Here is a 25,800-nt window from a genome sequence, read left to right on the forward strand (position 1 = left end):
CCCCGCCTTTGGGGGTGTTTGGCAAGTCACTCAAGCAGCGCGCAGACAATGGTGTCCACTGCTTTCGTGCCCTGTTGACAAGTCGCGACAACAACCTGCTGCGCTGCGCTACCCTCGCCTCTCGTGCGATGGGACGAGCTGTTCGACGACCTCGAGGGTCAGCTCGAACACGAGTTGCACGCCGAGGATGCCGGACTTCGCGTCGAGGAGGAGCGCCTGCGGTTGGGCAGGCTGTCGCTGCGCGGACGGCTGCGGGCGGCATCCGGTCTCGACGACGACCGCGCCCATCCGCTGACGCTCTGGCTTCGGGATGGCAGCACCGTGCGGTTGATCGCGTCGACGTTCGGTCGGGACTGGATGGCGGGGACGCTCTCGGCGCTCGACGGCTCGGGCGCGCGAGGCGGTGCATCCGGCAGGGCGATCGTTCCGCTCGACGCCGTCGTCTCGGTCGTGCTCGAGGAGCAGCGGCTTCGAGACAGCCTCGCGGCGGAGCTCGATGAGGATGCCTCGCGAGCCGATGTCGCGCCCCGTCTCGCCGACCGCCTCGGGCTGGCGTTCGCGCTTCGCGATCTCGCCCGGCGTCGAGCCGGCGTGACGTTGAGCACGCAGGCCGGCATGGTGCACGGCACGATCGATCGGGTGGCGAGGGACCACCTCGATCTCGCCGTGCACGAGCCGGGGCTGCCGCGGCGCGCGGACAACGTGCGGGGATTCCGCATCGTTCCGCTGTCGGCGTTGGTCTTGATCAGGATGGCCTGATCGGCATCACCGGATCGGGGCGCCGACGTGAACCCGGGACGGCCCAAGGAGGGCCGTCGCCGTGCATCGAGGAGAACCTAGCGTTCGCCGGGCCAGATCACCCGGCCGCCGGAGAGCTCCGGGATGGCGGCGAGGTCGGACTGCTCGAAGAGCGCGCGACGGCGCGTCTCCTCGTACATGGCCGCGATGTAGGCCTCGAGTTCCACGCGCTCGATGCGCCACGAACCGGGGCGGCCGACACGGATGGCGGGCAGCTCTCCGGTGTCGATGAGTCCGACCACATCGGAGGGGGCGACGTTGAGCACCTCGGCCGTGTCGGCGACCGTCAGGAAGCGCGTCACATCGTCCTGGCGATCGGCGGTCATGCGTTCGATTATGGCGCGAGCCGACAGTTCGACTCTTCGCTGTGGAGAACTTTCTCACGACTTGTTCAGGATCGCGACGATGGTGGATGCGGCCTGTGATGGTCGCGAGGCAGTGCAGGCGATGAAGGCGAGGAACGAGATGGCGAGCGCACCGGATGCGAAGGCGAGACGCTTGTGGATCGACCCCAGGTTCGTGATCGGGATCGTGCTGATCGCGGCATCCGTCACGGGCGTGTGCCTGCTGCTGGCAGCGCAGAACCGCACGGTCGAGGTGTACGTGGCACGGGACACCCTCGTGCTGGGCGACCACGTCACGGCAGACGATCTAGCGGTGGCGAAGGTGAGGGTGCCGGCATCCGATCGCTATCTCGCGGTGGGCAGGATGCCCGGCTCGGCTGTCGTGCTCCGCACCGTCTCGAAGGGCGAGCTGGTTCCCGTCTCCGCCGTCGGCGACACGGCGCGGGAGGGCCTCACCAGCGTGGTCGTCACCGCGTCGGGGCCGCTCGCCGCCTCGATCACGACGGGTTCCGTCGTCGACGTGTGGGCCGCGCGGTCTGCGTCGGACAAAGACTATGAACCGCCCGTGGTGCTGGCGGCCGACGCCACCGTCGTCTCGGTCGTCAAGGACGATTCACTTGTCACCGATCGCGGATCCGTGTCGGTCGAGGTGCGTGTGCGCAGCTCGCGAGTCGCCTCGGTGCTGCAGGCGATCGCGGACGGACGTGCGCTCTCCGTCGTGCCTGCGGGACCCGACGACGATGCGGAGGCCGCCGACGACGTGTCGAGCGGTGAAAGCAGCACTGCCTCGACGCCGGCGCCCTCGGGTGGCGCGGGGAACGCCCCCGACGGAGTCTCGGACCGCGGCGCGGGCAACGGCGCGGGCGGAACCAAGTGAGTGCCGTCGCCCTGTGCCTCGACCGTCGACTGCAGGAACGGGTGGCGGCGGAGGCCGCCGCGTCCGGCCACCTCGTGACGGTGCGTGCTGCCAACGGCAGGGAGCTGACCGCAGGCTTGTCCGGGCAACGGGTCGAGGTTGCCGTGGTCGGTGGCTCCCACGGGCGACTCACGGCCGAGGTCGTCGCGGCATGCGACCGTGCAGGCGTACGGCTCGTGGTGCTCGCCTCCAGCGAGTCGGAACGCCGACACGCGCTCTCGCTGGGCGTGCACGATGCGCTGGATGCCGCGTCCGACTGGGAGGCGCTCGAGCCATCGCTGCGCGGGGTGCGCGCCGTCCCCGGCCGGGTCGGCGGCCCGCTGAGCGGCGCTGACGCGTCGCGCGTGATCGCGGTCTGGGGACCTGCCGGCGCTCCCGGACGCACCAGCCTGTCCATCGCGATCGCTGCCGAGCTCGCCTCGCTCGGACACACGGTGGCGCTCGCCGATGCGGACCCCTACGGAGGCGCGACGGCGCCGTCACTCGGGCTGCTCGACGAGGCCCCGGGGTTCGCGGCGGCGTGCCGGCTCGCGGCATCCGGGTCGCTGACGCTCGGCGAGCTGGAGCGCGTCGCCCAGCGGTATTCGAGTCCGCGCGCGCCGTTCTGGGTGCTCACCGGAATCGGACGGGCCTCGCGGTGGCCCGAGCTCACGGCGGACCGGGTGCGCGACGTGCTCGCTCTGTGTCGCACCTGGGTCGACTACACCGTGGTCGACGTGGGCTTCAGTTTGGAGACGGACGAGGAGATCACGAGTGACCTCTTCGCTCCGCGCCGCAACGCGGCCACGTTGTCGACGCTGGGTGTCGCGGACGACGTCATCGGCGTCGGACTCGCCGACCCGGTGGGGTTGTCCAGGTTGCTGCGCTCGGTGGGCGATCTCGTCGACGCGGCAGGGGGAGCACCGCACGTGATCGTGAACAGGGTGCGGGCATCCGCAGTCGGGCCGAACCCGTTCGCGCAGGTGGCCGCCACGCTGTCGAGGTTCGGCGGGATCGAGGCCGCGACGCTGATTCCTGACGACCCTGCCGGCTTCGACCTTGCGCTGCTGACGGGTCGCACTCTGCGCGACGTGGCACCGTCATCGCCTGCCCGCGCCGCCGTGCGGCGGTTCGTCGAGCGCGAGCTCGCGCCCGTGCCCGAGCCGCAGCACGGCAGGCGCCGCGGATCCGCGCGCAGACGAGCCGTGGCGGAGCGTGCAGCCGCCTCGTAGCCCTCGGCATAGATCGTGGATGCCTCCTGCGGCGCCGCGGTGCGAGGATGCCTCGCGCCGTGTTCGGAGCGTGCGGTCGCCCTCTTTAGACTGAAGCGATGTCCACCCTGAGTGATCTCGTCGTCGCGCACGGCCGTTCGACCCCCGAAGACATCGAATGGCTGCATCTGCTGGTCGGCGACTGCCAGTTGCTCGCAGATCTTGCCTTTGCGGACATCGTGCTCTGGGTGCCGACGGACGACGGCTTCATCGCGGTGGCGCATTCCCGTCCGTCCAGCGCGGCCACGCTCTTCTACCGGGACTTCGTCGGCCAGCCGATCCGCGCCGAGTGGAAGGCGCTGGCGAGCGAGGCGTTCGAGACGGGCACGATCGTCGACTCGCACGCTCCGGACTGGTACGAGGAGATGCCCACCCGGGTGCGCGCGATTCCGGTCTTCCGCCGCATCTCGGCATCCAGTGCGGCCGTCGCCCCTCACCCGATCGCTGTGATGACGCGGCACACCAACCTGAGCGAGGCGCGCACGCCGAGCAGGCAGGAGCTCACGTTCAACGCGTGCGCGAACGACCTGTTCGGCATGATCGCCACGGGCGACTTCCCCGACCTTGGTGCGCCGTCGGGGCCGCGAAGGGGCGCGCCGAGGGCATCCGACGGTCTGATCCGGCTCGACGTCGACGGAGTGACCACCTTCGCGAGTCCGAACGCTCTCTCGGCGTTCAACCGCATGGGCTTCACCGACGAACTCGAGGGGGAGTCGTTGGCCGAGGTGACCACGCGGTTGCTCATGGGCAACGCCGTCGTCGACGAGTCGCTGCCGTTGGTCGTCACGGGCCGGGCTCCGTGGCGCACCGACATCGAGGCGCGCGGCGTGACCGTGTCGCTTCGCACCATCCCGATCCGCACGCACGGCGAACGCACGGGTGCGATCGTGCTCTGTCGCGACGTGACCGAGATGCGGCACCAGGAGCAGGAGCTCATCACCAAAGACGCGACCATTCGCGAGATCCACCACCGGGTGAAGAACAACCTGCAGACCGTCGCGTCGCTGCTGCGCATCCAGGCTCGTCGCACGCACTCCGAGGAGGCCCGCGAGGCGCTCGGACAGGCGATGCGTCGGGTCGCGGCGATCGCGGTCGTGCACGACACGCTGTCGGAGGGGCTGGCGCAGATCGTCGATTTCGACGACGTCTTCGACCGGGTGCTGCTGCTGGTGGCCGAGGTGGCGAGCGCGCACAACACGACGGCGCATCCGAAGTCGAGCGGCAGCTTCGGGGAACTGCCGAGCGAATACGCCACCCCGCTCGCGCTCGCGCTGACCGAGCTGGTCACGAACGCGGTCGAGCATGGGCTGGCGGGGCGCTCCGGTGAGGTCGAGATCATCGCGAACCGTTCGCCCGACAAGCTCACCGTCAAGGTGAAGGACAACGGTTCCGGCCTGCCGGAGGGCAAGGTCGGTGACGGCCTCGGCACGCAGATCGTGCGCACGCTCATCCAGGGCGAGCTCAGCGGAACGATCGACTGGCACACCATGGTCGGCACCGGAACCGAGGTGACCATCGAGGTGCCGCTGCGCTACCTGCGCAAGGCGTAGCGGCCGGGTTGCTGCGGCCCAGCGACGTGTTTCCGTTCCGGACACGTGCGCCCGCCGGGATGGACGCGAACGTCCGGAACGGGAACGAACGTCAGGAACGGACTCGAGTTGCGGCTCGCTGTCAGGAGGCGCGGCGGGCGCGGGCGGCGCGGCGCTTGAGCGCGCGACGCTCGTCTTCGGAGAGGCCGCCCCACACGCCCGAGTCCTGTCCGGTCTCTAGGGCGTACTGCAGGCAGGTCTCGGTCACGGTGCACCGTGCGCAGACGGCTTTCGCCTTCTCGATCTGCTCGACAGCCGGTCCCGTGTTGCCCACCGGGAAGAAGAGTTCCGGGTCGGCTGTCAGGCAGGCGGCTTTGTCGCGCCAATCCATGAGGGTGCTCCTTTTATTGCGTGCGTCATTCGACGCGAGGCATGGCCGATCGGCCAAGATTCGGGTAAGCGCCGAGCTGGAAAGGAGACCGACCCCACGGAACCGATTCCAACCGTGCACGATTCACTGGGAACCGCTGTGCTTGGTGGACTGAGTACCTCTGAGACGGACACCTGCCCACCACCCCGTGAGCGACAACTCGACCCAGAAATGCTCGCATACTGGTAGTGCCAAATCAAGAGTTTCGAATGGGATAACGCTGTGAACACAGATCGGAAACATCGGCCCGATAGCGGGGTTGACCGGCCCGAAAAGTCATTTCCGGCGCTCTTGGGATGCCTGATCGGCCTTCTCGCCCTCGAGACCGTCGGGGTGATCGTGCTCGTGATCTGGCTCATCGTGCAGGCCGTGGTGGCCGGTGCATCCGACACCGGAAGCGGCATCGCGCTGCTCGTGATCGCGGTGCTGTGCGCGGTGTGGATCGTGCTCACCACGGTGGCTGCGGCGCGCAGGCAGCCGTGGATGCGGGCATCCAGCATCACCTGGCACCTGCTGGTGATCGCGGTGGCCTTCGGATGCTTCACCGGCATCACGGCGGTTCCTCAGGCGGGCTGGTGGCTGCTTCTGATCGGCATCGTCGGCATCGCCCTGGTGGTCATGCCCTCGGTGACGAGGGCGACCGCGCAGCGGCTGGAATCCGAGACGGAGTCGGACCACAACGACGCGACGCCGTCCACGTGACCTCGGCTGCCTCGGATCGCGCGGTCGCGGGCAGAGCCGGCGCCCACCGGCAGAGCACGGCAGCGCTCAGGCGGCCAGCCCGAGCTTCTTGCGCAGCGAGGCGACGTGCCCCGTGGCCTTCACGTTGTAGAGCGCGAGCCGGATGCCTCCGTCGCCGTTCACGACGAATGTCGAGCGCAGCACACCGGTGATCAGCTTGCCGTAGAGCGACTTCTCGCCGTACGCGCCGTAGCTCTTGTGCACGGCCAGGTCGACGTCGGACAGCAGCGGGAAGTTCAAGTTGTCGCGGTCGCGGAACTCGGCGAGCTTCGCAGGGGCGTCCTTCGAGATGCCCAGCACCTGGTAGCCCGCGGAAGCCAGCGAGTTGAGGTTGTCGCGGAAGTCGCAGGCCTCCTTGGTGCAGCCCGGCGTCATGGCGGCCGGGTAGAAGTAGACGATGACGTCGCGACCGGCGTAGTCGTGCAACGACACCTCGTTGCCGTCCTGGTCGAGCAGCGTGAAGTCGGGGGCCGTGTCGCCCGCGGCGAGGCGGGTCGCAGTGGTGTCGCTCATGGCATCCACGCTAGCCGAGCGGTCCGCCGCCGGCTTCCGCCCCCGTCTTCTGTTCCGCTGTCCCGTTGTGTCGCCCAACTCGCTGAAGGCGACGCGCAGGGACAGCGGAACCGGGCGGAAGGGGGCAGGATCCGAGGACGACGCGAAGGCACACGGGAAGCGCGGGCGGAGCGGTCGGTAGGGCGGGGTTCCCCGCGCCGAGGGCGTCCGGGCGGTCAGGCGAAGGTGGCGAGCAGGCGCTGCAGGGAGTCGAGGCGCGCCGGGCCCAGCTCGCCGAGCTCACCGGCATCCACCGCCTCGATGATCGCGCAGTCGGGGGCGTCGGGCAGATGCGTGCAGCCGCGCGGACAGTTCTCGGCGATCGCCGCGAGGTCGGTGAAGGCCTTGAGGATGTTCGCCCGGTCGACGTGTCCGAGCCCGAAGGAGCGCACGCCAGGCGTGTCGATGATCCAGCCGTCGCCATAGGGCGTGCGCAGCCTCAGCGAGATCGTCGACGACGAGGTGTGCCTGCCGCGCCCGGTGACCTCGTTGACGTGCCCGGTGGCGCGATGCGCGTCGGGCACGAGCGCGTTCACGAGCGTGGACTTGCCCACTCCGGAGTGCCCGACGGCCACGGTGTCGTGGCCGGCGAGGGCGTGGAAGAGCTCGTCGAGCGGGATGCCGTCCACCGCGTCGGCGTGATCGCCGCCCGCGCCCGTTGTGCTGAGGAACACCGGCAGATCGAGTCCGGCGAAGTTCGCCAGGAACGGTGCAGGGTCGGCGAGGTCTGTCTTCGTCACGCAGAGCAGCGGCGTGATGCCGGCGTCGTAGGCGGCCACCAGATAGCGGTCGACGAGGCGGGTGCGGGGCTCCGGGTTGGCGGCCGCGACAACGATGAGCATCTGATCTGCGTTGGCCACGATGACGCGCTCGACGGCGTCCGTGTCGTCTGCGCTGCGGCGCAGCAGGGTGCTGCGCTCACGGATGCGCACGATGCGTGCCAGCGTGCCCTCGTCGCCGCTGGCGTCTCCGACGAGGTCGACGCGGTCGCCCGTGACGACCGCCTGTCTGCGCAGCTCGCTCGCCCTGGCCGCGATGGCCTCATGCTCGTCGGCCGTGTTCTCGTCGACGAGCACCGTGTAGCGACCGCGATCGACGCCGAGCACCCGTGCCACCACCGCATCGTCATGGTCTGGCCGCATCTTCGTGCGCGGTCGGTTGCCCTTGGGATTGGGGCGCACGCGCACCGACGTCTCGTCGTACTCGTCGTACGGCTCGTCTTCGTCGTCCGTGTCCCACCAGCTCACGCGTCCGCCGTCCCGGTCAGCTCGCGATCGCGTCCGGCGTGCCGGAGGAGCCGGCGACCAGATCGCGCCACAGGGTCGTGAACTGGGGCAGCGTCTTGTGCGTCGCCTCGACGTTCTCGACCTGCACGCCTTCGACGGCGAGACCGATCACGGCGCCGGTGGTCGACATGCGGTGGTCGTCGTAGCTGTGCCAGACGCCACCGTGCAGCGGACGAGGCGTGATGCGCAGCCCGTCGTCGAGCTCCTCGGCCTCTCCGCCGAGCGCGTTGATCTCGGCGACGAGTGCCGCGAGCCGGTCCGTCTCGTGGTGGCGGATGTGGCCGATGCCCGTGATGGTGCTCGGCGTGTCAGCGAGAGCCGCGAGCCCGGCGACCGTCGGCGCCAGCTCGCCGCCCGTGGTGAGGTCGAGGTCGGACCCGTGGATGCCGTCGCCGCCGCGTACGGTCAGCGCCCCGTCAGACAGCTCCACGGTCGCGCCGAACGCGGGGAGGATGCCCGCGAGATCCGCGCCCACCTGCGTGGTGGCATCCGGCCAGCCCGTGATCGTCACGCTGCCGCCCGTGACGAGCGCCGCCGCGAGGAACGGCGCCGCGTTGGAGAGATCGGGTTCGATGTCGACGTCGCGTGCGGCGATCGCGCCGGGCGCGACGATCCATTCGCCGACGCGCGGACTCTGCACGGTGACGCCGCGCTGCGCGAGAGCGTCGATGGTCATCTCGATGTGCGGCAGGCTCGGCAGTCGCTCGCCGACGTGCGTGAGGTGCAGGCCGTCGTCGAAGCTCGCCGCGGAGAGCAGCAGCGCGGAGACGAACTGGCTGGATGCCGACGCATCGATCTCGATGGCGCCGCCGGCGACGCGTCCCGTGCCGTGCACGGTGAACGGCAGCCCGCCGCGACCCGCGTCGTCGATGTCGACGCCCAGGGCGCGAAGAGCGTTGACGATGCCGCCCATCGGGCGGCCGCGGGCGGAGTCGTCGGCGTCGAAGACGGTCGGTCCGAGCCCCAACGCGGCAACCGGGGGAACGAAGCGCATCACGGTGCCCGCCTGCCCGCAGTCGATGGTCGTGCTGCCGATGAGCTCGCCCGGCGTCACCAGCCAGTCGGCGCCGAAGGCGCCGGATCCCTCGCGCTCCTCGATGCGCACCCCGAGCGCACGCAGCGCGCCGACCATGTTGGCGCTGTCCTTCGAGTGCAGAGGAGCGCGCAGCAGCGACGGGCCGTCCGCGAGGGCCGCGAGCACGAGTTCCCGGTTCGTGATCGACTTCGACCCCGGCAGCCCGAGGCGGGCGCGCAGGGGCGCGACGGCCGTCGGGGCCGCCCAGAGGGCATCCGGCTCCTCGGGGGCCTGGTCGCCGTACGGGTCGAAGTCCGGAGCGGAATATTTCGAGATCAGCATCGCTTGTCAAGAGTAACGATCCCGGTGAGTTCCGGCGCGGAGAGGAGTGTGCGAATGGCCCAGGCGCTGCTCGACGCACCCCGCACCGGCTCTCTGCTCCACGCGCGACCCGAAAGCGCACGGAACACGGGGGGCCGCATGGATGCCTCTCCCGGCTCCGACGCACGAGCCCGTCTTAGACTGGGCCGTGATGTCGACCCCACTCGAGGAACCGGCCAAGAATCCGGCCGCACTGTTCGAGGAGCAGGCGCTCCCGTTCATGGACCAGCTGTACGCAGCGGCGCTGCGCATGACGCGCAACCCCGCCGACGCCCAAGACCTCGTTCAAGAGACGTTCGTCAAGGCGTATGCGGCATTCGGGCAGTTCAAGCAGGGCACGAACCTGAAGGCCTGGCTGTACCGCATCCTCACGAACACGTTCATCAACACGTATCGCAAGAAGCAGCGCGAGCCGTACCAGAACGCGATCGACGACCTCGAGGACTGGCAGCTCGGTGGCGCCGCGTCGACCACCTCGACGATCACGCGCTCGGCCGAGGCCGAGGCGATCGACCATCTGCCCGACTCCGACGTGAAGAACGCGTTGCAGTCGATTCCCGAAGACTTCCGGCTGGCCGTGTATCTGGCCGACGTCGAGGGCTTCTCCTATCAGGAGATCGCCGACATCATGAAGACCCCGATCGGCACCGTGATGAGCCGTCTGCACCGTGGCAGGCGGATGCTTCGCGAGCTGCTGACCGACTACGCGCGCGAGCGCGGGCTGAGCGCGGTGCAGAAGGCCGACGGAGAATCCGTCGCCGGCACCCGCGGAAGCCGTGTCGCGCAAGACACCGGGAGCACCAGATGACCGACTGCGGCTGCACCAAAGCCAAGAAGGACCTCGAAGAATACCTGCACAACGAGTTGCAGGCCGACGATGCTGCGGACATCAGAGAGCACCTGGCGAACTGCCCGGACTGCGAGAGCGAAGTGCATGTCGGCATCGTGCTGACGGAGGTCGTGCAGCGGGCGTGCAAGGAGACGGCTCCCGAGGAGCTGAGGGTGCAGGTGCTGACGCAGCTGCGGAGCATCCAGGCGACGCACCTGAGCTGATGTGCACGCCGGTCCCCGCCCGGCGTGCCGCGGTCGGATGCTCGGGTGGTGGGTTCGGCGCCGGCGGAGCCGCCGCCTTGTGGGGCGTGTTGCGTTGTGGGGTGGTGCCGGTCCCCGCCCGGCGTGCCGCGGTCGGCTGGTCGGGCGGTGGGTTTTGCGCAGGCGGAGCCGCCGAATGGCGAGCGCGTCGCGTCCTCGGGATGGCTGACTCATAGCTCGATGATTGCGGGCGTACCGTTGGCACATGGTCGTGTTGCGGGCAATCGGACGATTGCTGGTGTCGGTCGGCGGCGTTCTGAAGCAGGCGGGCGGCGCCATGAACGGTGGACGAGGCGCAGACCCGCACGCCACGACGCTGTACGAGCGTCCGCGTGACGACTTCCGACCGTGAGTCCTGGCCCGTCACTGGCGGGTCGCGAATCGTCCTTCACATGCGAGGCAGGATGCGAGAAGGGGTGGCCGCGACGACGTCGCAACCACCCCTTCTCGGCGTCTGGGCTACAGCGTGACGGCCCGCTTGATGAGGTCGGTCTGCTCCTGGGCGTGACGCTTCGCCGAACCCGTCGCGGGTGAAGCGGACGCCGCGCGCGAGAACACGCCGAACGGCGGGAGTCCGGCCTTGGCCGCCTCGAGCGCCATGAAGATCCACGCGCCCTGGTTCTCGGGCTCATCCTGCAGCCAGAAGACCTCGGCGTTCGGGTAGGAGCCGAGCACGGACGTCAACTCGTTCGCCGGGAACGGGTAGAACTGCTCCGCGCGAACCAGTGCGATCTGGTCGTTCGGGTTCTTGTCGAGCTCCGCCTTGGCGTCGTAGTAGACCTTGCCCGACATGACGAGCACGCGCTTCACGGCGTTCTTGTCGAGGCCGCGCTGATCGTCGATGACCGGCTGGAACGCCCCGGTCGTGAAGTCGGCGACCTCGCTCGTCGCCCCACGCAGTCGCAGCATCGCCTTCGGCGTGAAGACGACGAGCGGCTTGCGCGGACGCGCATACGCCTGCCTGCGCAGCAGGTGGAAGTACGACGCCGGAGTGGAGGGCCGTGCCACCGTCATGTTGTTCTCCGCGCACAACTGCAGATAGCGCTCGATGCGCGCGGAGGAGTGGTCGGGTCCCTGACCCTCGTAGCCGTGCGGGAGCAGCAGCACCAGCGAGGAACGCTGACCCCACTTCTGCTCGGCGGAGGAGACGAACTCGTCGATCACGGTCTGGGCGCCGTTGCCGAAGTCGCCGAACTGCGCCTCCCAGAGCACGAGGGCATCCGGACGCTCCACGGAATAGCCGTACTCGAAGCCCATCGCCGCGTACTCGCTGAGCAGCGAGTCGTAGATCCAGAACCGCGCCTGGTTGTCGCTCAGGTTGGCCAGCGGCAGCCACTCCTGGCCGTTCACCCTGTCGTGCAGCACGGCCTGGCGCTGCACGAACGTGCCGCGGCGCGAGTCCTGCCCGACGAGGCGCACCGGAGTGCCCTCCAGCAGCAGTGAGCCGAGCGCGAGCAGTTCGCCCATCGCCCAGTCGATGTTGCCGCTCTTGGTCATCTCGACGCGCTTGGTGAGCAGCTGCTGCAGCTTCGGGTGCACGGTGAAGCCGGCGGGCTTGTTGTCGAACGCCTGCCCGATGACCTCGATGGCGGCGTCGGAAACGCCGGTCGTCTCGAGTTCGCCGGTCGCGGCATCCTGCTGAGCGTCGGGACGCTCCAGATCGTTGATGGCGTCGGGGTCACCGGAGACGACGGGGATGGATCCGGTCTGTGCCGCGTGCGTCTCGGCGAACGCGTGCTCGAGCCGCTCCTGGAAGTCCTTGTGCGCCTGCTCGTACTCCTCCTCGGAGATGTCGCCGCGGCCGACGAGAGCCTCGGTGTAGAGACGACGCACCGAACGCTTGGCCTCGATGAGGTTGTACATCAGCGGCTGGGTCATCGATGGGTCGTCGCCCTCGTTGTGCCCGCGGCGGCGGTAGCAGATGAGGTCGATGACGACGTCTTTCTTGAACTCCTGGCGGAACTTGTACGCGAGCTCGGCGACGCGCACGACGGCCTCCGGGTCATCGCCGTTCACGTGGAAGATGGGCGCCTGGATGGTCTTGGCCACGTCGGTGGCGTAGACCGAGGTGCGGCCCTCGCTCGGCGGCGTCGTGAAGCCGACCTGGTTGTTGATGTTGACGTGCACCGTGCCGCCTGTGCGGTACGCGCGCAGCTGCGACATCTGCATGGTCTCGACCACGATGCCCTGGCCTGCCATCGCCGCGTCGCCGTGGATGAGGATGGGCAGCGTGAGGAACGTGCCGGCCGGTCGCCTGTCCTGCTTGGCGCGGGCGATGCCCTCGAGCACGCCGTCGACGACCTCGAGGTGCGACGGGTTCGCCGCGAGGTACACGGCGATCTCCTCGCCGTTGGCGCCCGTGAAGGTGCCCTCCGTGCCGAGGTGGTACTTGACGTCGCCCGATCCGCCGACCGTGCGCGGGTCTTGCGTGCCCTCGAACTCGCGGAAGATCTGGCCGTAGGTCTTGCCGGCGATGTTGGTCAGCACATTGAGACGACCGCGGTGGGCCATGCCGATGGCCACCTCGTCGAGGCCGTCCTGCGCGGCCTCCTGCAGGATCGAGTCGAGCAGGGCGATCGTCGACTCGCCGCCCTCGAGGCTGAAGCGCTTCTGACCCACGTACTTGGTCTGCAGGAACGTCTCGAACGCCTCTGCCTCGTTGAGCTTGCCGAGGATGCGCAGCTGCTCATCGTGCGTCGGCTTCTCGTAGGGCACCTCGACGTGGTCCTGGATCCATTTGCGCTGTGCAGGGTCCTGGATGTGCATGTACTCGATGCCCACCGTGCGGCAGTACGAGTCGCGGAGCACGCCGAGGATGTCGCGCAGCAGCATCGTGCGCTTGTCGCCGCCGAACCGGCCCGTGACGAACTGACGGTCGAGGTCCCAGAACGTGAGCCCGTGGGTGGCGATGTCGAGATCGGGGTGCGTGCGCTGCTTGTACTCCAGCGGGTCGATGTCGGCCATCAGGTGGCCGCGCACGCGGAACGCGTTGATGAGCTCCTGCACTCGCGCCGTCTTGTCGACCGAGCTGGCCAGGTCGACGCTGATGTCCTCGGCCCAGTGGATCGGGTCGTACGGGATGCGCAGCGCGGCGAAGATGTCCTCGTAGAAGTCGCGCTTGCCGATGAGCAGCTCGTGCACGACCTTGAGGAACTCGCCGGAGCCCGCACCCTGGATGACGCGGTGATCGTAGGTGCTGGTGAGCGTGATGGTCTTGCCGATGCCGAGCGTGGTGAGCGTCTTGAGGCTCGAGCCCTGGAACTCGGCGGGGTACTCGAGGGCACCCGCGCCGATGATGCAGCCCTGGCCCTTCATGAGGCGCGGCACCGAATGCACGGTGCCGATGCCGCCCGGGTTGGTGAGCGAGATGCTCGCGCCGCTGAAGTCGTCGGCGGTGAGCTTGTTGGCGCGGGCCCGCTTGACGAGGTCTTCGTACGCGCTGAGATACTCGCCGAACGTGAGCGACTCGGCACGCTTGATCGCCGGCACCATCAGGGCACGGGAGCCGTCGGGCTTCGGCAGGTCGATGGCGATGCCGAGACCCACGTGCGCGGGGGAGACGACCGACGGCTTGCCGTCGACCACGTCGTAGAAGACGTTCTGGCTCGGGAACTCCTTGAGCGCCTGGATGAGCGCCCAGCCGATGAGGTGCGTGAAGCTCACCTTGCCGCCGCGGGTGCGTGCCATGTGGTTGTTGATGACGATGCGGTTGTCGATCATCAGCTTCGCGGGGATGGTGCGCACGCTCGTCGCGGTGGGCACCGTGAGGCTGGTGTCCATGTTGCTGGCGAGGGTCTTCGCCATGCCGCGCAGCGGGGTGACGACCGGCTGACGCTCCTCTTCGGCCTCGTCACCGGTGCGCACCACGGACTGCGGTGAGGTCACAGGAGCATCGGCGGGAACCGGTGCGGGGCGCGGAGCGACCGAGGTGGTGCGGGCTACGGGCTGGGTGGCGGGGGCCTCCACGACCGGAATGGGCGTCGTCGGGGTGGGGCCGGCATCCTGCACGGGGGCGGCGGGCGGTGCGGATGCCGCCGGTGCAGCGGGCGCCTGCGCGGCTGCGGCGGGAGCGGGCTCGGCCTGTGTCGCGGCCGGAGCCTCGTTCTGGGCCGGAACCGACGGCTGCTGCTCCGGCGGTGCGGACACTGCAGAGCCCTCGGCGGGCACCGTGGCCGGCGTCGTCGCCTTGCCCGGCGTGTACGTCTCGAGAATGGGCCACCACGACTTGTCGACGGAGTTCTTGTCGACGATGTACTGCTCGTACAACTCGTCGACGAGCCACTCGTTGGCTCCGAATTCTCCCGACGCGCTGTCGTCTGTTCCTACACCGGTCAACTGGCTCGACACAGCCGTTCGCCCACTCTCTTCGTTGATTGGTTTCAACGCCGGAAACGGTGGCACCGCGGGCCCTCTGCCCGGCCGTTCCGGCCAGGGAGAAAGCCTAATCGAATCGACTGAACGCCGTTGCCAGGCGTCACCGAGGTGCGCACACGCGCGGTCACAGTCGGGTCACGATCCGTACTAGCGGCTCCGAGCCGGGGTCGGGACGATCTGGGCCGCAGGACGGGTGCGGTGCGGCTCGCCACGCCCTAGCGTGGTCGTATGCGGTTCTATGGAACGGCGCCAACGCACGATCTGACGTACTCCGACGTGTTCCTGGTGCCCAGCAGGTCGAATGTGGCGAGCCGGCTCGACGTGTCTCTCGCACCCGGGGACGGCACGGGAGCAACGATTCCCATCGTCGCCTCGAACATGAACTCGGTCACGGGGCCCAGGCTCGCGGCCACGCTCGCGAGGCGCGGCGGTCTGGGCGTGCTGCCGCAGGACATGCATCCCCAAGACCTCGAGGCGGCGATCGAGTGGGTGAAGGCGCAGCCCGTGCTCTTCGACTCGCCGTTCGCGATGAGCACCGACGAGACCGTCGCCGACGCGCTCGAGCTCGTTCCGCCGATGCCGGGGCAGGGCATCGTGCTGCACGACGCGAAGGGCGCCTATGCGGGATGCCTCGCGGCCACCGATCTCGCCGCGGCGCTCCCCGAGGCGCGGCTGGGCGAGCTTCTGCACGGATCTCTTCCCTCCATCGATGACGAGGACGTCCCGGATGCCCGTGCCGCGTTCGATCTGCTCGACGCGGCGGGCCTCGACTTCGCACCCGTGCTCGACCACGGACGCGTCGTCGGCACGGTCAGCCGCACCAGCGCTCTGCGCTCCACCATCTACACGCCGGCGCTCGACACGCACGGCAGGCTGCGCGTCGCGGCCGCCATCGGGATCAACGGCGACGTGGCCGGGCGAGCGAAGGCGCTCGTGGCGACAGGGGTCGACGTGCTCGTGCTCGACACCGCGCACGGCGACCAGGACGGCATGCGGCGTGCCATCCACACCGTGGCCGCGCTCGGCCTCGGGGTGCCGATCGTCGCGGGCAACGTGGTGACCGAGCAGGCGGTGCGCGACTTGGTAGCGGCGGGGGCGGACATCCTCAAGGTCGGCGTCGGCCCTGGAGCCATGTGCACGACGCGCATGATGACGGCCGTCGGCCGCCCGCAGTTCTCGGCCGTGCTGGAGACCAGCGAGACGGCGCGCGAGCTCGGCGCGCACGTGTGGGCGGACGGCGGCGTGCGGTACCCGCGCGACGTGGCGCTCGCGATCGCCGCTGGCGGGGCATCCGTGATGATCGGGTCGTGGTTCGCGGGAACCGTCGAGGCTCCCGGACGGCTTCAGGCCGACGAGGCGGGCGCGCTCTACAAGGAGAGCTGGGGCATGGCGTCGACGAAGGCGGTGCAGCAGCGCTTCGAGCGCCTGGATGCCTACGACCGCGCCCGCAAGCAGCTGTTCGCCGAGGGCATCTCGAGTTCGCGCATCTACCTCGACCCGCTGCGCCCGTCGGTGGAAGACCTGCTCGACATGATCACGACGGGCCTGCGCAGCTCGTTCACGTATGCGGGCGCACGCACGCTGGCGGAATTCCACGACCGGGCGCTGGTGGGCATCCAGTCGGCGGCGGGTTACGAGGAGGGCAAGGCGCTGCCGGTCAGCTGGTGAGACGGCCTGCTGGCGGCGCGCGTCGAATCTCATTGTGGACTTGCTAGTCCAAAATCACGCTCGTACCGTGCTCTGCATGACACAACGACTGAACGAAAGACTGCACGGAAAGACAGCGCTCGTCACGGGCTCGACCAGCAACATCGGACGAGCGATTGCGACGCGGTTCGCCGCGTCCGGAGCACACGTGGTCGTCTCGGGACGCGACGTCGAGCGCGGCGAAGCCGTCGTGGCAGCGATCCGTCGCGACGGAGGTCGCGCGGACTTCGTGCGCGCCGACCTCGACGGGAGCGCAGCGGCGAGCCGTGCGCTCGCGGAGGCGGCACGGAGGCTGCTCGGCGGGCGTATCGATGTGCTCGTGAACAACGCCGGCATCTTCCCGGCCTCCGACACGTCGACGACCGACGAGGAGACGTTCGACCGCGTGTATGCGGTCAACGTGAAGGCACCCTTCTTTCTCACCCAGGCGATCGCCCCGATGATGGCGGCCGCGGGTGGCGGTGTCATCGTCAATCTCGGCAGCTGGGTCGCGCGGCAGGGTCTGTCGGTCGGCACCCTCTACAGCTCGACGAAGGGCGCGCTCGAGACGCTGACCCGTGCGTGGTCGTCGGAGTTCGCCGATGCGGGCATTCGCGTGAACGCCGTCGCTCCCGGAGTGATCCGCACGCCCGATCTGGCTTCGGACGAGGAGTACCCGGGAGAGGCCTTCATGGTCGGAACACCTGCGGGCCGAGCGGGGCACCCGGATGCCATCGCCGCGGCAGCCCTGTATCTCGCTTCCGACGACGCGGCGTTCGTGCACGGCACCGTGCTCGATGTCGACGGAGGCCGCATCGGGGTCGCCGTGGTCGCGGAGGAGGCGGCATGACGACGAGCGCGATGGCGGGGTCGCAAGGCGAACACGAAGAAGACGAGACGAAGGGACGAACGAACATGGATGAGACGACGGCCGTCGAGGACGCACGAGACGGCGCGACCACGCCGAGTCAGGTGGTGACCGGATTCGTGGCCGCGTTCGGCACGAGGGAGGCCGCCCGGCTCGCGCCCTATCTGCACGAGGACATCGAGTTCCAGGCCTACGGCGACGCGCCGGTGCACGGCCGGGATGCCGTGCTCGCGATCTGGGCCGGCGTCTTCGCGTCGATGGCCGCGGTGGAGTTCAGAACGTTGAACCGTGCCACGAACGGCGACTTGGTGATCGAGGAGCAGGTGCACGGTCTTGGGTTGCCGGGCCGGCCGGTGGCGCCCATCCGCAACATGGCCGTGTACCGGGTGCAGCACGGTCGCATCATCGAGTGGCGCGACTACACGAACCCGGAGTACGCGCGGACGCTGATGTGAGTTCGGTCGGGCGCCCGGTGACCCACCACGCGCCTGCAGGCACCGGGCGCCGTCTCCCTCCGCGTGCCAGCAGCGGAATGGACCGCCAAGTCCATTCTGCTGCTATCCTGCCGCACGTGAAGCTGACGGCCAAGGGCGAGGCGACTCGCGCGCGCATTCTCGATGCGACAGCCGGCTACCTGCGCAGTGAGACCGCCGGTGCTGTCACGCTCGACGACGTGCTCGCCGCCTCGCACACCAGCAAGGGGCAGCTCTTCCACTACTTTCCTGGGGGCAAGGCCGAGCTGCTCCTCGCCGTCGCCCGGCTCGAGGCCGAGCGCGTGCTCGACGATCAGCGCCCCTACCTCGACGAACTCGACTCATGGGACTCATGGTCGAACTGGCGCACGGCGCTCCTCGCGCGCTACCGGGCGCAGGGTGCACAGTGCCCGCTCGCGTCGCTGATGGATCAGGTGGGCAGCGTGGACGGGGCCGCCGAGGTGGCCACGGCGCTGCTCGAGAACTGGCAGGCGCACGTGCGCCGCGGCATCCGGCGCATGCAGGAGGGCGGCGCCGTCTCGCAGGCGCTCGATGCCGATCGCACCGCGGCGGCGTTCATCGCGGGCATTCAGGGCGGGGTCACGGTGTTGCGCACGACCGGCAGCACCGATCATCTCGAGGTGATGCTCGACTTCTTGCTCGCGCACCTGCGTGACACGTCGTCGTCACGTGCGGCTTGAGCGCGGGCCGTCATGTCGCGCCGGCTCAGCGCGCGGCTGACCCTTGTTCGTTCGCGGCTCGCACGCGCAGGTCGCGGGCGAGCTGGTCGCGACGCTCGAGCATGAGCCGGAGCAAGGCACCCGGCGCGTCAGCGTTCTCGCGCAGCCAGTCGTCGACCGCATCTGTCGAGTCCGCGAGCGGGAACAGTCCGATGACGATGCGCTCGGCGATCTCGATGCTGCGCGACTGCCAGACCTCGCGCAGCGCTCCGAAGTAGTCGCCGTCGAACGGTGCGGTGAGGTCGCGTCGAGCGCCGGCGGTGAACCCGGCGATCGTGGCGTCGAGGTGATCGTTCGTCAGCGTGAGGTCGGTCAGGGCGGAGTGCCAGGCCGTCGCCTTCACCTCGGGGTCGGGTCGCGCGGCGAGCGCCTCGATGAGGGCGGTGCGCCCGGATGCCGTGTCGTCGCGTTCGAGCTCGCCGGTCAGCTCATCGGCGGCGGCATGCCCCGTTGCCGAGAGCGCGGTGAGCAGCCTCCAGCGCAGATCGGGATCGAGTGCGAGGCCGGCGGGGGGCTCGGCGCTGCCGGCGAGCAGGGCGCGGAGTTCGTTCGCTCGGCCATCGTCGTATTCCGCGGCCGACGCGACGGCGCGCGCCCACGCCAGCGCGACGCCGCCGTCGGCGGGCGCAGCGAGCATGGTCGACCACGTCGTGTCGAGCCAGCGGCGCCGCTCGCCGGGGCGGGCATCCACCGGCGCGTAGTGCTCGACGGTGGTCTGCGCATTGCCGAGCACGCTCGCGAGCAGGCCGGTGTTTTTCTCGGCGGGAGCGTGCGAGCAGACGACGTCGACGAACCGGCTCGCGGGCAGCTCGCCGTCGCGCACGGCGTTCCAGAGCGCCGACCAGAGCTGGCCGCGGGCGAGCGGGTCGATGACGCGGGAGAGTCCGGCCTCGACGGCCTTCAGCGACGTCTCGTCGAGGCGCACCTTGGCGTAGGTGAGGTCGCCGTCGTTGAGCAGCACGAAAGCCGCGTCGAGTCGGCCGATCGGCACAGGTGAGCCTGCGATGTCGAACTCCTGCCTGCGGGTGAGCGTCAGGCGACCGGTGGCATCCTCGTCGTACCATCCGACCGCGAGGCGGTGCGGGCGGTCGTCCGACGGCACGATCGCGAGCTCTCCCGCGGCACCGGCGACGGGCTCCAGGGTGAGCGTCGTCACGCCCGTCGTCTGCAGCCACGCGCGTGACCAGGCGTGCAGGTCGCGGCCTGAGGCATCCTCGAGTGCTGCGAGCAGATCGTCGAGCGTCGTGTTGCCGAAGGCGTGCTCGCGGAAGTAGCGCCTAGCGCCTTCGAAGAAGGCGTCTCGACCGACGTACGCCACGAGCTGCTTCAGCACGGCGGCCCCCTTGGCGTAGGTGATGCCGTCGAACGCCAGCTTCGCGGCCTCGAGGTCGACGATGTCGGCCGCGATCGGATGCGTCGTCGGCAGCTGGTCCTGCAGGTACGCCCACGCCTTGCGCCGGTTCGCGAAAGTGACCCAGGCATCACTCCAGCCGGTCGCTTCGGTGGTCGCGAGCGCACCCATGTAGTCGGCGAACGACTCCTTGAGCCACAGATCGTCCCACCATTTCATGGTCACCAGGTCGCCGAACCACATGTGCGCCATCTCGTGCAGGATCGTGTTCGCCCGACCCTCGTGCTCTGCATCGGTGGAGGCGCCGCGAAAGATGTAGCGCTCGGTGAAGGTGACGCAACCCGGGTTCTCCATGGCGCCGATGTTGTATTCGGGCACGAACACCTGGTCGTATCCACCCCACGGATACGGGTACTCGAACGCGTCGGTGAAGAAGTCGAGCCCGCGGCGCGTGACGTCGATGATCTCGCCCGCGTCCAGGTGCTGGGCGAGGGACGCCCTGCAATACACGCCCAGCGGAACCGCCTGCTCTCCGCGGCTCCATTCGCCGCGCACCCCGTGATAGGGACCGGCGATGACGGCGGTGATGTAGCTCGGCAACGGGAGGGTGGGGGAGAAGGTGACGGTCTGGCATCCATCGTGTTCGTCGCTTGACTCGGGCTCGGCGTTCGAGAGCACCGTCCAGCCTGCAGGGGCGTGAACCACGAAGGAGTAGGGCGCCTTCAGGTCGGGCTGCTCGAAGCAGGCGAAGACGCGCCGGGCATCCGCCGGCTCGTCGTGCGTGTAGAGATAGGTCTCGCCGTCGACCGGGTCGACGAAACGGTGCAGGCCCTCGCCGGAGCGACTGTAGAGCGCGGTGGCCGTGACAGTCACGATTCTGGATGTCTCGCGCTCGCCCCCGATCAGACCGTCGAGCAGGATGCGCGCCCCGTCGTACCGCACGGGCACGTCGCGGCCGTCGACGGCGACGGACTCGACCGATGCGCCGAGGAAGTCGAGCCAGGTCGCGTCGGCGCGCGCGTCGAGTTCGAACGTCGTGGAGGTCGGGAAGGTGAGAGTCGCGGCATCCTCGGCTCCGGTCAGGTCGAGCTCCACGCGCACCGATCGAACGGCGAAGTCACGGGAGCGGTCGGCGGTCTCGGCACGGGAGAGGTTGGCGGAGCTCATGTCTTCATCGTTTCACGCGGCTTCGCGGCCCGGACTGCACGCACGACGCAGGACATACGGTCGACGGAGTCGGATATGTGCTCGGCATGCGGCATATCCTGCACGGCGTGCGCGCGGCCACCGAAGCGGGTTGGAACCGCGGCGCGGCCCAGGGTTCGCGCACCCTCGCTCGGTATAATCGAGCGCACAATGGACGACCCTCCTTCTGACAGTTCGCCCAGTTCTTCGCGCCTTCCGCGGCCGTGCGTCGGCTCCCAGCGGATGAGCTGACCGCCATGTCCGAGTGGATCATGCTCGCCGCCGGCCTCGTGCTCACGGTCGGCACCGGGCTCTTCGTCGCCAGCGAGTTCGCGCTCGTCAATCTCGACCGAGCCGATCTCGAGGCGCGTCGGGAGCGGGGCGAGACACGCCTCGGCATCACGATCGCCGCGCTCAAGATCACCTCGACCCATCTGAGCAGCGCGCAGCTCGGCATCACCCTGACCACGCTGCTCACCGGTTACCTGCTCGAGCCGGCGATCTCGTCGCTGCTCGCCGAGCCGTTGACCTCTCTCGGTCTGCCAGCAGGAGCGGTCGGCCCGATCGGCACGATCGTCGGCATCGCGCTCGCCACGCTCGTGTCGATGGTGATCGGCGAGCTCGTGCCCAAGGGCTTCGCGCTGGCGCTGCCCCGCGCCACCGCCAAACTGGTGCTGCCGTTCCAGACCGCCTTCACCGCGGTGTTCCGCCCCGTGGTGTGGGTGCTCAACGCGAGCGCGAACGGCGTGCTGAGGATGCTCGGCGTCGAGCCCAAAGAGGAGCTCTCCGGAGCGCGCAGCGCCGAGGAGCTGGCATCACTGGTGCGCCGCTCCGCGAGCGCGGGTGTGCTGGAGTCGGACACGGCCACGCTGCTCGGCCGCACGCTGCGGTTCTCGGAGCACACGGCATCCGATGTGATGACGCCGCGGCCCAGGGTGGCCAGCGTGCACCGCTCCGACCCGGCGACGACGGTGCTCGAGCTGGCCAAGAGCACCGGCTTCTCGCGGTTTCCCGTGATCGACGACGACATCGACGATGTGGTCGGCGTGGTGCACGTGAAGCAGGCCGTCGCGGTGCCGCCGGAGCGCAGGGAGCTGGTGCCGGCATCCGCGCTGCAGACGGATGCCGTGCGCGTGCCGGAGACGATGACGCTCGACACCCTGCTCGGCGAACTGCGCGGCAAGGGCTACCAGATGGCGATCGTGGTCGACGAGTACGGCGGCACCGCGGGTGTCGCGACGCTCGAGGACCTCGTGGAGGAGCTCGTCGGAGACGTCTCCGACGAGCACGACACCACGCGAGCCGACATCGTGCGCGGGGTCGGATCGATCGGCATCTCCGGCATGCTGCGCCCCGACGAGCTCGAGGAACGCACCGGCATCCGCATTCCCGACGACGGGCCGTACGAGACGGTCGCGGGGTTCGTGATGAACGAGCTCGACAGGCTGCCGGTCGTGGGGGATTCCGTGCGCGTCGCGGGAGGCACCCTCACCGTCGAGCGGCTCGACGGCCGGCGGGTCGACCTGCTGCGCTTCACGCCCGACCCGGAAGCGGGCGACGACGAAGCAGACGCCGGAGCGCGAAAGGTGCGTGACGATGGCTGACTGGGTGGGCATCCTGCTGCTGGTGGTGCTGCTGGCGGGCAACGCGTTCTTCGTCGGCGCCGAGTTCGCCGTGATGTCGGCAAGGCGTTCTCAGATCGAGCCGAAGGCCGAGAGCGGCAGTCGTTCCGCGCGCACCGCGCTCTGGGCGATGGAGCACGCGACGCTGATGCTCGCGACGACGCAGCTCGGCATCACGGTGTGCTCGCTGCTCATCCTCAACGTGTCGGAGCCGGCGATCCATCACCTGATCGAGCTGCCGTTGAGCCTCACCGGGCTGTCCGAGGAGTGGATCGGCGGCATCGCGTTCGCCGTGGCCCTCGTGCTCGTCACGTTCTTGCACGTCGTGTTCGGCGAGATGGTGCCGAAGAACCTGTCGTTCTCGGTGCCCGATCGTGCCGCCATCCTGCTCGCGCCGCCGCTGGTGGGCATCGCCCGCGTGTTCAAGCCCATCGTCGTGGCGCTCAACGCCACCTCGAACGGCATCGTGCGACTCTTCGGCGTGAAGCCGGTCAACGAAGCCGTCAGCACGTTCACGCTCGACGAGGTCGCGACGATCGTCGACCAGTCCACGCGCGAGGGAGTGCTCACCGACCGCACGGGCACGCTGAGCAATGCGTTCGAGTTCTCCGCGAAGAAGGTTCGGGATGTCACGCTCGGCCTCGAGACGCTCGTCTGCCTCCCCGAGACGGCGACCCCGTCCGACGTGGAACGCGCCGTCGCGAAACACGGGTTCTCCCGCTACGTGATCGTGGACGCGGCCGGCGAGCCCGTCGGCTACGTGCACCTCAAAGACGTGCTCGACCTGGAGGGCGACGGATACGACGAGCCCGTGCCTGCGGCGCGCATCCGCCCGTTCGTGCTGCTGCAGCCCGAGACCGACATCGAGGACGCCCTCGCGATGATGCGCCGTGCCGCCGGACACGTCGGGCGCGCGGTCGGCCCCGGGGACGAGACCCTCGGCGTCGTGTTCCTCGAGGACATCATCGAGGAGCTGGTCGGTGAAGTGCAGGACGCGACGCGGCGGGCGTGAGCGGGAACGCTGCGTCCTGAGCGAGCTCCGCGGAATAGCGCGTCCGCGAGTCGTGCTGTAGCAAGCATGTCGTGGTTGATGTCGCGGTTGAATCGTGTGTGTCTGAGCACCGAGGAGGCTCTCGTCGAGCTGTCGGGACCTCGATGGGTGTACGTGGAAACCGGTGAGCTGCTGCTTTCGATGCTCGGATCACGGAACCGGATCGGTGCCGCGGATGCCGTGCTTCTGGATGCAAGCACTTCTTATCGGCTCGTCGCCGCCGTCGACTCCGTCGTCGTCGTTGCCGACCTGCACGCTTCGGGCAGAAGCGGTGTGCCCAGTCCTCTGATCGTTCGTCACTTCGCGGCCCGGCACCCGGGTTTGACAGCGTTGGTGGGCAGTTGCCCGCAGCAGGGGCCGGGGACGGGGACTGCGCACTTCACCGAGAGCTATGGAAACCTGATCGCGGCGGCGATGACCGCTTCATGGCACGAGGACAGCGGCAGGCCGGAGGAGACCGACCCCGTGGTCGATGCCATCGTCTCGGCGTTGACAGTGCACCCGGAGGAGACCTGGAGTGTGGAGCGGATGGCCGAGCTCGTTCATCTGTCGCGCTCAGCTCTGGGGGAGCGGTTCCGGCGATCGTTCGGTCTCGGACCGATGGAGGTGCTGAGACAGATCCGGATGGACCGAGCGCGTGGCTTGCTGCGCGACGGAACCCTTCGGGTCGAGTCGATCGCATCACGGGTGGGATATGGCTCGGCGGCGGCATTCGTCCGAGCGTTCGTCGCGCAGCACGGTTTGCCGCCGCAGCAGTGGCGCGAGAGTCAGCTCCGCGTGCGGGCCAGTGGAGACGAAGGCGCCGGTAGGGCAGCGAAGCCGGCACTCGCGGCGATCGCGACCACGGCACCGACGATCAATGCCGTGCTCACTCCGTAACTGTCGAGAAGCACTCCGCCGATGACGGCCCCGATGGTGATCGCCAGCTGGAACGCCATCACCTGAAGCGAGAGTGCGGACTCAGCGAGCTCTGGCTCAGCGCGGGCCATCCACAGCTGCGTTGCCACAGGCAGCGCATTGAAGGCCACGCCCCAGATCACGACCGCGACGACGAGCAGGGGAAGAGACTGAGCCGTCGCGGTGAGCACGAGTCCGACCGCGAGCAGGAGCGGCGCGGAGGCCACGAGCATCCGCAGCCGCCCCGCCATGCGCCCCGCGAGCAGATTGCCGAGCATGGCTCCGAGACCCCAGCACAGCAGCAGCCACCCCGCGGCGTTCGGTGCGATGCCCGCCACAGCGACTCGGATGTACGGATAGGCGACGAAGTTGCCCAGCACGGAGAGGGCGACCAAGACGGATCCGAGCACCAGCCGAGGAGTGCGGACGGCTCGTCCGAGCATCGCCGAGCCGGCAGACGGATGTGCCGGCACTGACGGCAGCGTGAGGACCAGTGACAAGGCGGCGAGTGCGCACAGCACGGCTGCCGCCGCGAATGTCGTGCGCCAGCCGAGCGCGCCGCTCACCAGCGAGGCGACAGGCACGCCGACGACGGTGGCAACGGAGACCCCGAAGGCCAGCGCGGTGGAGACGACGTGATCGCGTCCTGGCATCGCTCGCACGCCCGCCGGGAACGCGAACGACCAGTAGCCGGCCAGCGCGATCCCGAGCAGCACGCGTGCCGTCAGCAGAAGCGCGAAGTCGGGAGCGATGGCCACGACGATGTTCGACGCCGTTGCGATGAGCAGAAGAAGGGTCAAGACCCTTCGCCGGTCCGTGCGAGGGAGGACGAGCGCGATGCTCGGCGCCGTCACCGCTCCGGCGACGGCAGTCGCAGCAACGGCCAGACCGGCCATTCCTTCCGAGATGCCGAGACCCCTGGAGAGATCGGGGAGCACGCTCGCCGGCAAGAATTCGCTCGCGACGACCGTCGCGATGCCGAGACTCAAGGCTATGACCGGTTTCCAACCCGATCGTGTGGCGGAGCGGTGGTCGCGCAATGTCGTCATGTGGACCACGCTTCCGGTTCTCGAACGCGGGCGGTTGACCGCATCACCGCTCGTCTTGATCGATTGACCTTCGTTCGAAGAGCGACGCAGTGACGTGCAAGGCCGAGACACCCCGCTGGAACGAGGTCCTCGGTGAGCTGCCACTGCTTCTTGGCTCGCCACCGGGTACG

The 25,800-nt window shown here is 69.1% G+C and carries 23 protein-coding genes; 15 read left to right on the plus strand and 8 right to left on the minus strand.

The genetic code is table 11. The annotated features are described in order from the left end of the window. The first annotated feature begins 123 nt into the window (after positions 1-123). The gene (locus FPZ11_RS18510) at positions 124-759 is read left to right on the plus strand and encodes a hypothetical protein (RefSeq protein WP_146322477.1); all 636 of its coding nucleotides are present in this window, start codon (positions 124-126) and stop codon (positions 757-759) included. Between the two features lie 77 nt (positions 760-836). On the opposite strand, the gene FPZ11_RS18515 is transcribed toward FPZ11_RS18510, so the two are convergent. Continuing rightward, the gene (locus FPZ11_RS18515) at positions 837-1,124 is read right to left on the minus strand and encodes a helix-turn-helix domain-containing protein (protein WP_146322478.1); all 288 of its coding nucleotides are present in this window, start codon (positions 1,122-1,124) and stop codon (positions 837-839) included. Positions 1,125-1,263: 139 nt separating this feature from the next. Here FPZ11_RS18515 and FPZ11_RS18520 point away from each other — a divergent pair, with 139 nt between their 5' ends. The 3 genes from FPZ11_RS18520 (at position 1,264) to FPZ11_RS18530 (ending at position 4,858) form a co-directional block, all read left to right on the plus strand. Next, positions 1,264-2,019, plus strand: coding sequence for a hypothetical protein (locus tag FPZ11_RS18520; protein ID WP_146322479.1), 756 nt, complete (start codon positions 1,264-1,266; stop codon positions 2,017-2,019). Further along, a complete protein-coding gene (locus FPZ11_RS18525) occupies positions 2,016-3,269 on the plus strand; it encodes a nucleotide-binding protein (protein ID WP_146322480.1) in 1,254 nt (417 codons plus the stop codon). The genes FPZ11_RS18520 and FPZ11_RS18525 overlap by 4 nt, the downstream gene beginning before the upstream one ends. Before the next feature lie 98 nt (positions 3,270-3,367). After that, complete coding sequence (locus FPZ11_RS18530) at positions 3,368-4,858, plus strand: sensor histidine kinase (protein WP_146322481.1); 1,491 nt, start codon at positions 3,368-3,370, stop codon at positions 4,856-4,858. 121 nt (positions 4,859-4,979) lie between these two features. Here FPZ11_RS18530 and FPZ11_RS18535 read toward each other — a convergent pair whose 3' ends face one another. Continuing rightward, positions 4,980-5,228, minus strand: coding sequence for a WhiB family transcriptional regulator (locus tag FPZ11_RS18535; protein WP_146322482.1), 249 nt, complete (start codon positions 5,226-5,228; stop codon positions 4,980-4,982). A gap of 330 nt (positions 5,229-5,558) precedes the next feature. Between FPZ11_RS18535 and FPZ11_RS18540 the strand changes: the two genes are divergently transcribed. Then, positions 5,559-5,969 carry a hypothetical protein gene (locus tag FPZ11_RS18540; protein ID WP_146322483.1) on the plus strand — a complete coding sequence of 137 codons (411 nt, stop codon included), beginning with the start codon at positions 5,559-5,561 and terminating at the stop codon, positions 5,967-5,969. Between the two features lie 66 nt (positions 5,970-6,035). On the opposite strand, the gene bcp is transcribed toward FPZ11_RS18540, so the two are convergent. The 3 genes from bcp to aroA form a co-directional block, all read right to left on the minus strand. Beyond that, a complete protein-coding gene (gene bcp, locus FPZ11_RS18545) occupies positions 6,036-6,521 on the minus strand; it encodes a thioredoxin-dependent thiol peroxidase (protein ID WP_146322484.1) in 486 nt (161 codons plus the stop codon). A 215-nt stretch (positions 6,522-6,736) separates the two neighbouring features. Continuing rightward, the gene (gene rsgA / locus FPZ11_RS18550; protein ID WP_146322485.1) at positions 6,737-7,807 is read right to left on the minus strand and encodes a ribosome small subunit-dependent GTPase A; all 1,071 of its coding nucleotides are present in this window, start codon (positions 7,805-7,807) and stop codon (positions 6,737-6,739) included. A 16-nt stretch (positions 7,808-7,823) separates the two neighbouring features. Further along, positions 7,824-9,203 (minus strand): 3-phosphoshikimate 1-carboxyvinyltransferase, encoded by a 1,380-nt coding sequence (gene aroA, locus FPZ11_RS18555; protein ID WP_146322486.1) that lies wholly within the window; start codon positions 9,201-9,203, stop codon positions 7,824-7,826. Positions 9,204-9,393: 190 nt separating this feature from the next. On the opposite strand from aroA, the gene FPZ11_RS18560 reads away from it, so the two are divergent. The 3 genes from FPZ11_RS18560 to FPZ11_RS19410 all read left to right on the plus strand — a co-directional run bounded on the left by FPZ11_RS18560 (position 9,394) and on the right by FPZ11_RS19410 (position 10,686). Then, positions 9,394-10,050: a sigma-70 family RNA polymerase sigma factor gene (locus tag FPZ11_RS18560; protein ID WP_246846408.1), complete on the plus strand. Its 657-nt coding sequence runs from the start codon at positions 9,394-9,396 to the stop codon at positions 10,048-10,050. Further along, positions 10,047-10,295 (plus strand): zf-HC2 domain-containing protein, encoded by a 249-nt coding sequence (locus tag FPZ11_RS18565; protein ID WP_146322487.1) that lies wholly within the window; start codon positions 10,047-10,049, stop codon positions 10,293-10,295. Before FPZ11_RS18560 ends, FPZ11_RS18565 begins: the two co-directional genes overlap by 4 nt. A gap of 244 nt (positions 10,296-10,539) precedes the next feature. Continuing rightward, the gene (locus FPZ11_RS19410) at positions 10,540-10,686 is read left to right on the plus strand and encodes a hypothetical protein (RefSeq protein ID WP_168203916.1); all 147 of its coding nucleotides are present in this window, start codon (positions 10,540-10,542) and stop codon (positions 10,684-10,686) included. A 107-nt stretch (positions 10,687-10,793) separates the two neighbouring features. Here the strand turns inward: FPZ11_RS19410 and FPZ11_RS18570 are convergent, their stop codons facing one another. Continuing rightward, positions 10,794-14,681 carry a multifunctional oxoglutarate decarboxylase/oxoglutarate dehydrogenase thiamine pyrophosphate-binding subunit/dihydrolipoyllysine-residue succinyltransferase subunit gene (locus FPZ11_RS18570; RefSeq protein WP_146322488.1) on the minus strand — a complete coding sequence of 1,296 codons (3,888 nt, stop codon included), beginning with the start codon at positions 14,679-14,681 and terminating at the stop codon, positions 10,794-10,796. 255 nt (positions 14,682-14,936) lie between these two features. Between FPZ11_RS18570 and guaB1 the strand changes: the two genes are divergently transcribed. The 4 genes from guaB1 (at position 14,937) to FPZ11_RS18590 (ending at position 18,436) form a co-directional block, all read left to right on the plus strand. Next, entirely contained in the window at positions 14,937-16,376 is a 1,440-nt protein-coding gene (guaB1, locus tag FPZ11_RS18575) for a GMP reductase (RefSeq protein ID WP_146322489.1), read from the plus strand. Between the two features lie 76 nt (positions 16,377-16,452). After that, positions 16,453-17,244 carry an SDR family NAD(P)-dependent oxidoreductase gene (locus FPZ11_RS18580; RefSeq protein WP_210415919.1) on the plus strand — a complete coding sequence of 264 codons (792 nt, stop codon included), beginning with the start codon at positions 16,453-16,455 and terminating at the stop codon, positions 17,242-17,244. Then, positions 17,241-17,717 (plus strand): nuclear transport factor 2 family protein, encoded by a 477-nt coding sequence (locus FPZ11_RS18585; RefSeq protein WP_246846409.1) that lies wholly within the window; start codon positions 17,241-17,243, stop codon positions 17,715-17,717. Before FPZ11_RS18580 ends, FPZ11_RS18585 begins: the two co-directional genes overlap by 4 nt. A 116-nt stretch (positions 17,718-17,833) precedes the next feature. Continuing rightward, on the plus strand, positions 17,834-18,436 hold the full coding sequence (locus FPZ11_RS18590) for a TetR/AcrR family transcriptional regulator (protein WP_146322490.1): 603 nt from the start codon (positions 17,834-17,836) through the stop codon (positions 18,434-18,436). A gap of 25 nt (positions 18,437-18,461) precedes the next feature. On the opposite strand, the gene pepN is transcribed toward FPZ11_RS18590, so the two are convergent. Then, positions 18,462-20,993: an aminopeptidase N gene (pepN, locus tag FPZ11_RS18595; RefSeq protein ID WP_146322491.1), complete on the minus strand. Its 2,532-nt coding sequence runs from the start codon at positions 20,991-20,993 to the stop codon at positions 18,462-18,464. A gap of 275 nt (positions 20,994-21,268) precedes the next feature. Between pepN and FPZ11_RS18600 the strand changes: the two genes are divergently transcribed. The 3 genes from FPZ11_RS18600 to FPZ11_RS20385 all read left to right on the plus strand — a co-directional run bounded on the left by FPZ11_RS18600 (position 21,269) and on the right by FPZ11_RS20385 (position 24,563). Then, positions 21,269-22,615 carry a hemolysin family protein gene (locus FPZ11_RS18600; RefSeq protein ID WP_146322492.1) on the plus strand — a complete coding sequence of 449 codons (1,347 nt, stop codon included), beginning with the start codon at positions 21,269-21,271 and terminating at the stop codon, positions 22,613-22,615. Beyond that, on the plus strand, positions 22,608-23,645 hold the full coding sequence (locus tag FPZ11_RS18605; protein ID WP_146322493.1) for a hemolysin family protein: 1,038 nt from the start codon (positions 22,608-22,610) through the stop codon (positions 23,643-23,645). Before FPZ11_RS18600 ends, FPZ11_RS18605 begins: the two co-directional genes overlap by 8 nt. 567 nt (positions 23,646-24,212) lie before the next feature. Beyond that, complete coding sequence (locus FPZ11_RS20385; RefSeq protein WP_367889450.1) at positions 24,213-24,563, plus strand: helix-turn-helix transcriptional regulator; 351 nt, start codon at positions 24,213-24,215, stop codon at positions 24,561-24,563. Here the strand turns inward: FPZ11_RS20385 and FPZ11_RS18615 are convergent. Continuing rightward, complete coding sequence (locus tag FPZ11_RS18615; protein WP_146322495.1) at positions 24,452-25,630, minus strand: MFS transporter; 1,179 nt, start codon at positions 25,628-25,630, stop codon at positions 24,452-24,454. The genes FPZ11_RS20385 and FPZ11_RS18615 overlap by 112 nt on opposite strands. Positions 25,631-25,800: the final 170 nt, after the last annotated feature.

It is taken from the genome of Humibacter ginsenosidimutans (assembly GCF_007859675.1).
In the GTDB taxonomy this organism is placed as follows: domain Bacteria; phylum Actinomycetota; class Actinomycetes; order Actinomycetales; family Microbacteriaceae; genus Humibacter; species Humibacter ginsenosidimutans.

Excerpts from the sequence above, each read along its gene's own strand:
- FPZ11_RS18515 (WP_146322478.1), bottom strand. The coding sequence starts at position 1,124 with ATGACCGCCGATCGCCAGGACGATGTGACGCGCTTCCTGACGGTCGCC.
- FPZ11_RS18520 (WP_146322479.1), top strand. The coding sequence starts at position 1,264 with ATGGCGAGCGCACCGGATGCGAAGGCGAGACGCTTGTGGATCGACCCC.
- FPZ11_RS18530 (WP_146322481.1), top strand. The coding sequence starts at position 3,368 with ATGTCCACCCTGAGTGATCTCGTCGTCGCGCACGGCCGTTCGACCCCC.
- FPZ11_RS18535 (WP_146322482.1), bottom strand. The coding sequence starts at position 5,228 with ATGGATTGGCGCGACAAAGCCGCCTGCCTGACAGCCGACCCGGAACTC.
- bcp (WP_146322484.1), bottom strand. The coding sequence starts at position 6,521 with ATGAGCGACACCACTGCGACCCGCCTCGCCGCGGGCGACACGGCCCCC.
- aroA (WP_146322486.1), bottom strand. The coding sequence starts at position 9,203 with ATGCTGATCTCGAAATATTCCGCTCCGGACTTCGACCCGTACGGCGAC.
- FPZ11_RS18560 (WP_246846408.1), top strand. The coding sequence starts at position 9,394 with ATGTCGACCCCACTCGAGGAACCGGCCAAGAATCCGGCCGCACTGTTC.
- FPZ11_RS18565 (WP_146322487.1), top strand. The coding sequence starts at position 10,047 with ATGACCGACTGCGGCTGCACCAAAGCCAAGAAGGACCTCGAAGAATAC.
- FPZ11_RS19410 (WP_168203916.1), top strand. The coding sequence starts at position 10,540 with ATGGTCGTGTTGCGGGCAATCGGACGATTGCTGGTGTCGGTCGGCGGC.
- guaB1 (WP_146322489.1), top strand. The coding sequence starts at position 14,937 with ATGCGGTTCTATGGAACGGCGCCAACGCACGATCTGACGTACTCCGAC.
- FPZ11_RS18580 (WP_210415919.1), top strand. The coding sequence starts at position 16,453 with ATGACACAACGACTGAACGAAAGACTGCACGGAAAGACAGCGCTCGTC.
- FPZ11_RS18585 (WP_246846409.1), top strand. The coding sequence starts at position 17,241 with ATGACGACGAGCGCGATGGCGGGGTCGCAAGGCGAACACGAAGAAGAC.
- pepN (WP_146322491.1), bottom strand. The coding sequence starts at position 20,993 with ATGAGCTCCGCCAACCTCTCCCGTGCCGAGACCGCCGACCGCTCCCGT.
- FPZ11_RS18600 (WP_146322492.1), top strand. The coding sequence starts at position 21,269 with ATGTCCGAGTGGATCATGCTCGCCGCCGGCCTCGTGCTCACGGTCGGC.
- FPZ11_RS18605 (WP_146322493.1), top strand. The coding sequence starts at position 22,608 with ATGGCTGACTGGGTGGGCATCCTGCTGCTGGTGGTGCTGCTGGCGGGC.
- FPZ11_RS20385 (WP_367889450.1), top strand. The coding sequence starts at position 24,213 with ATGGCCGAGCTCGTTCATCTGTCGCGCTCAGCTCTGGGGGAGCGGTTC.
- FPZ11_RS18615 (WP_146322495.1), bottom strand. The coding sequence starts at position 25,630 with ATGACGACATTGCGCGACCACCGCTCCGCCACACGATCGGGTTGGAAA.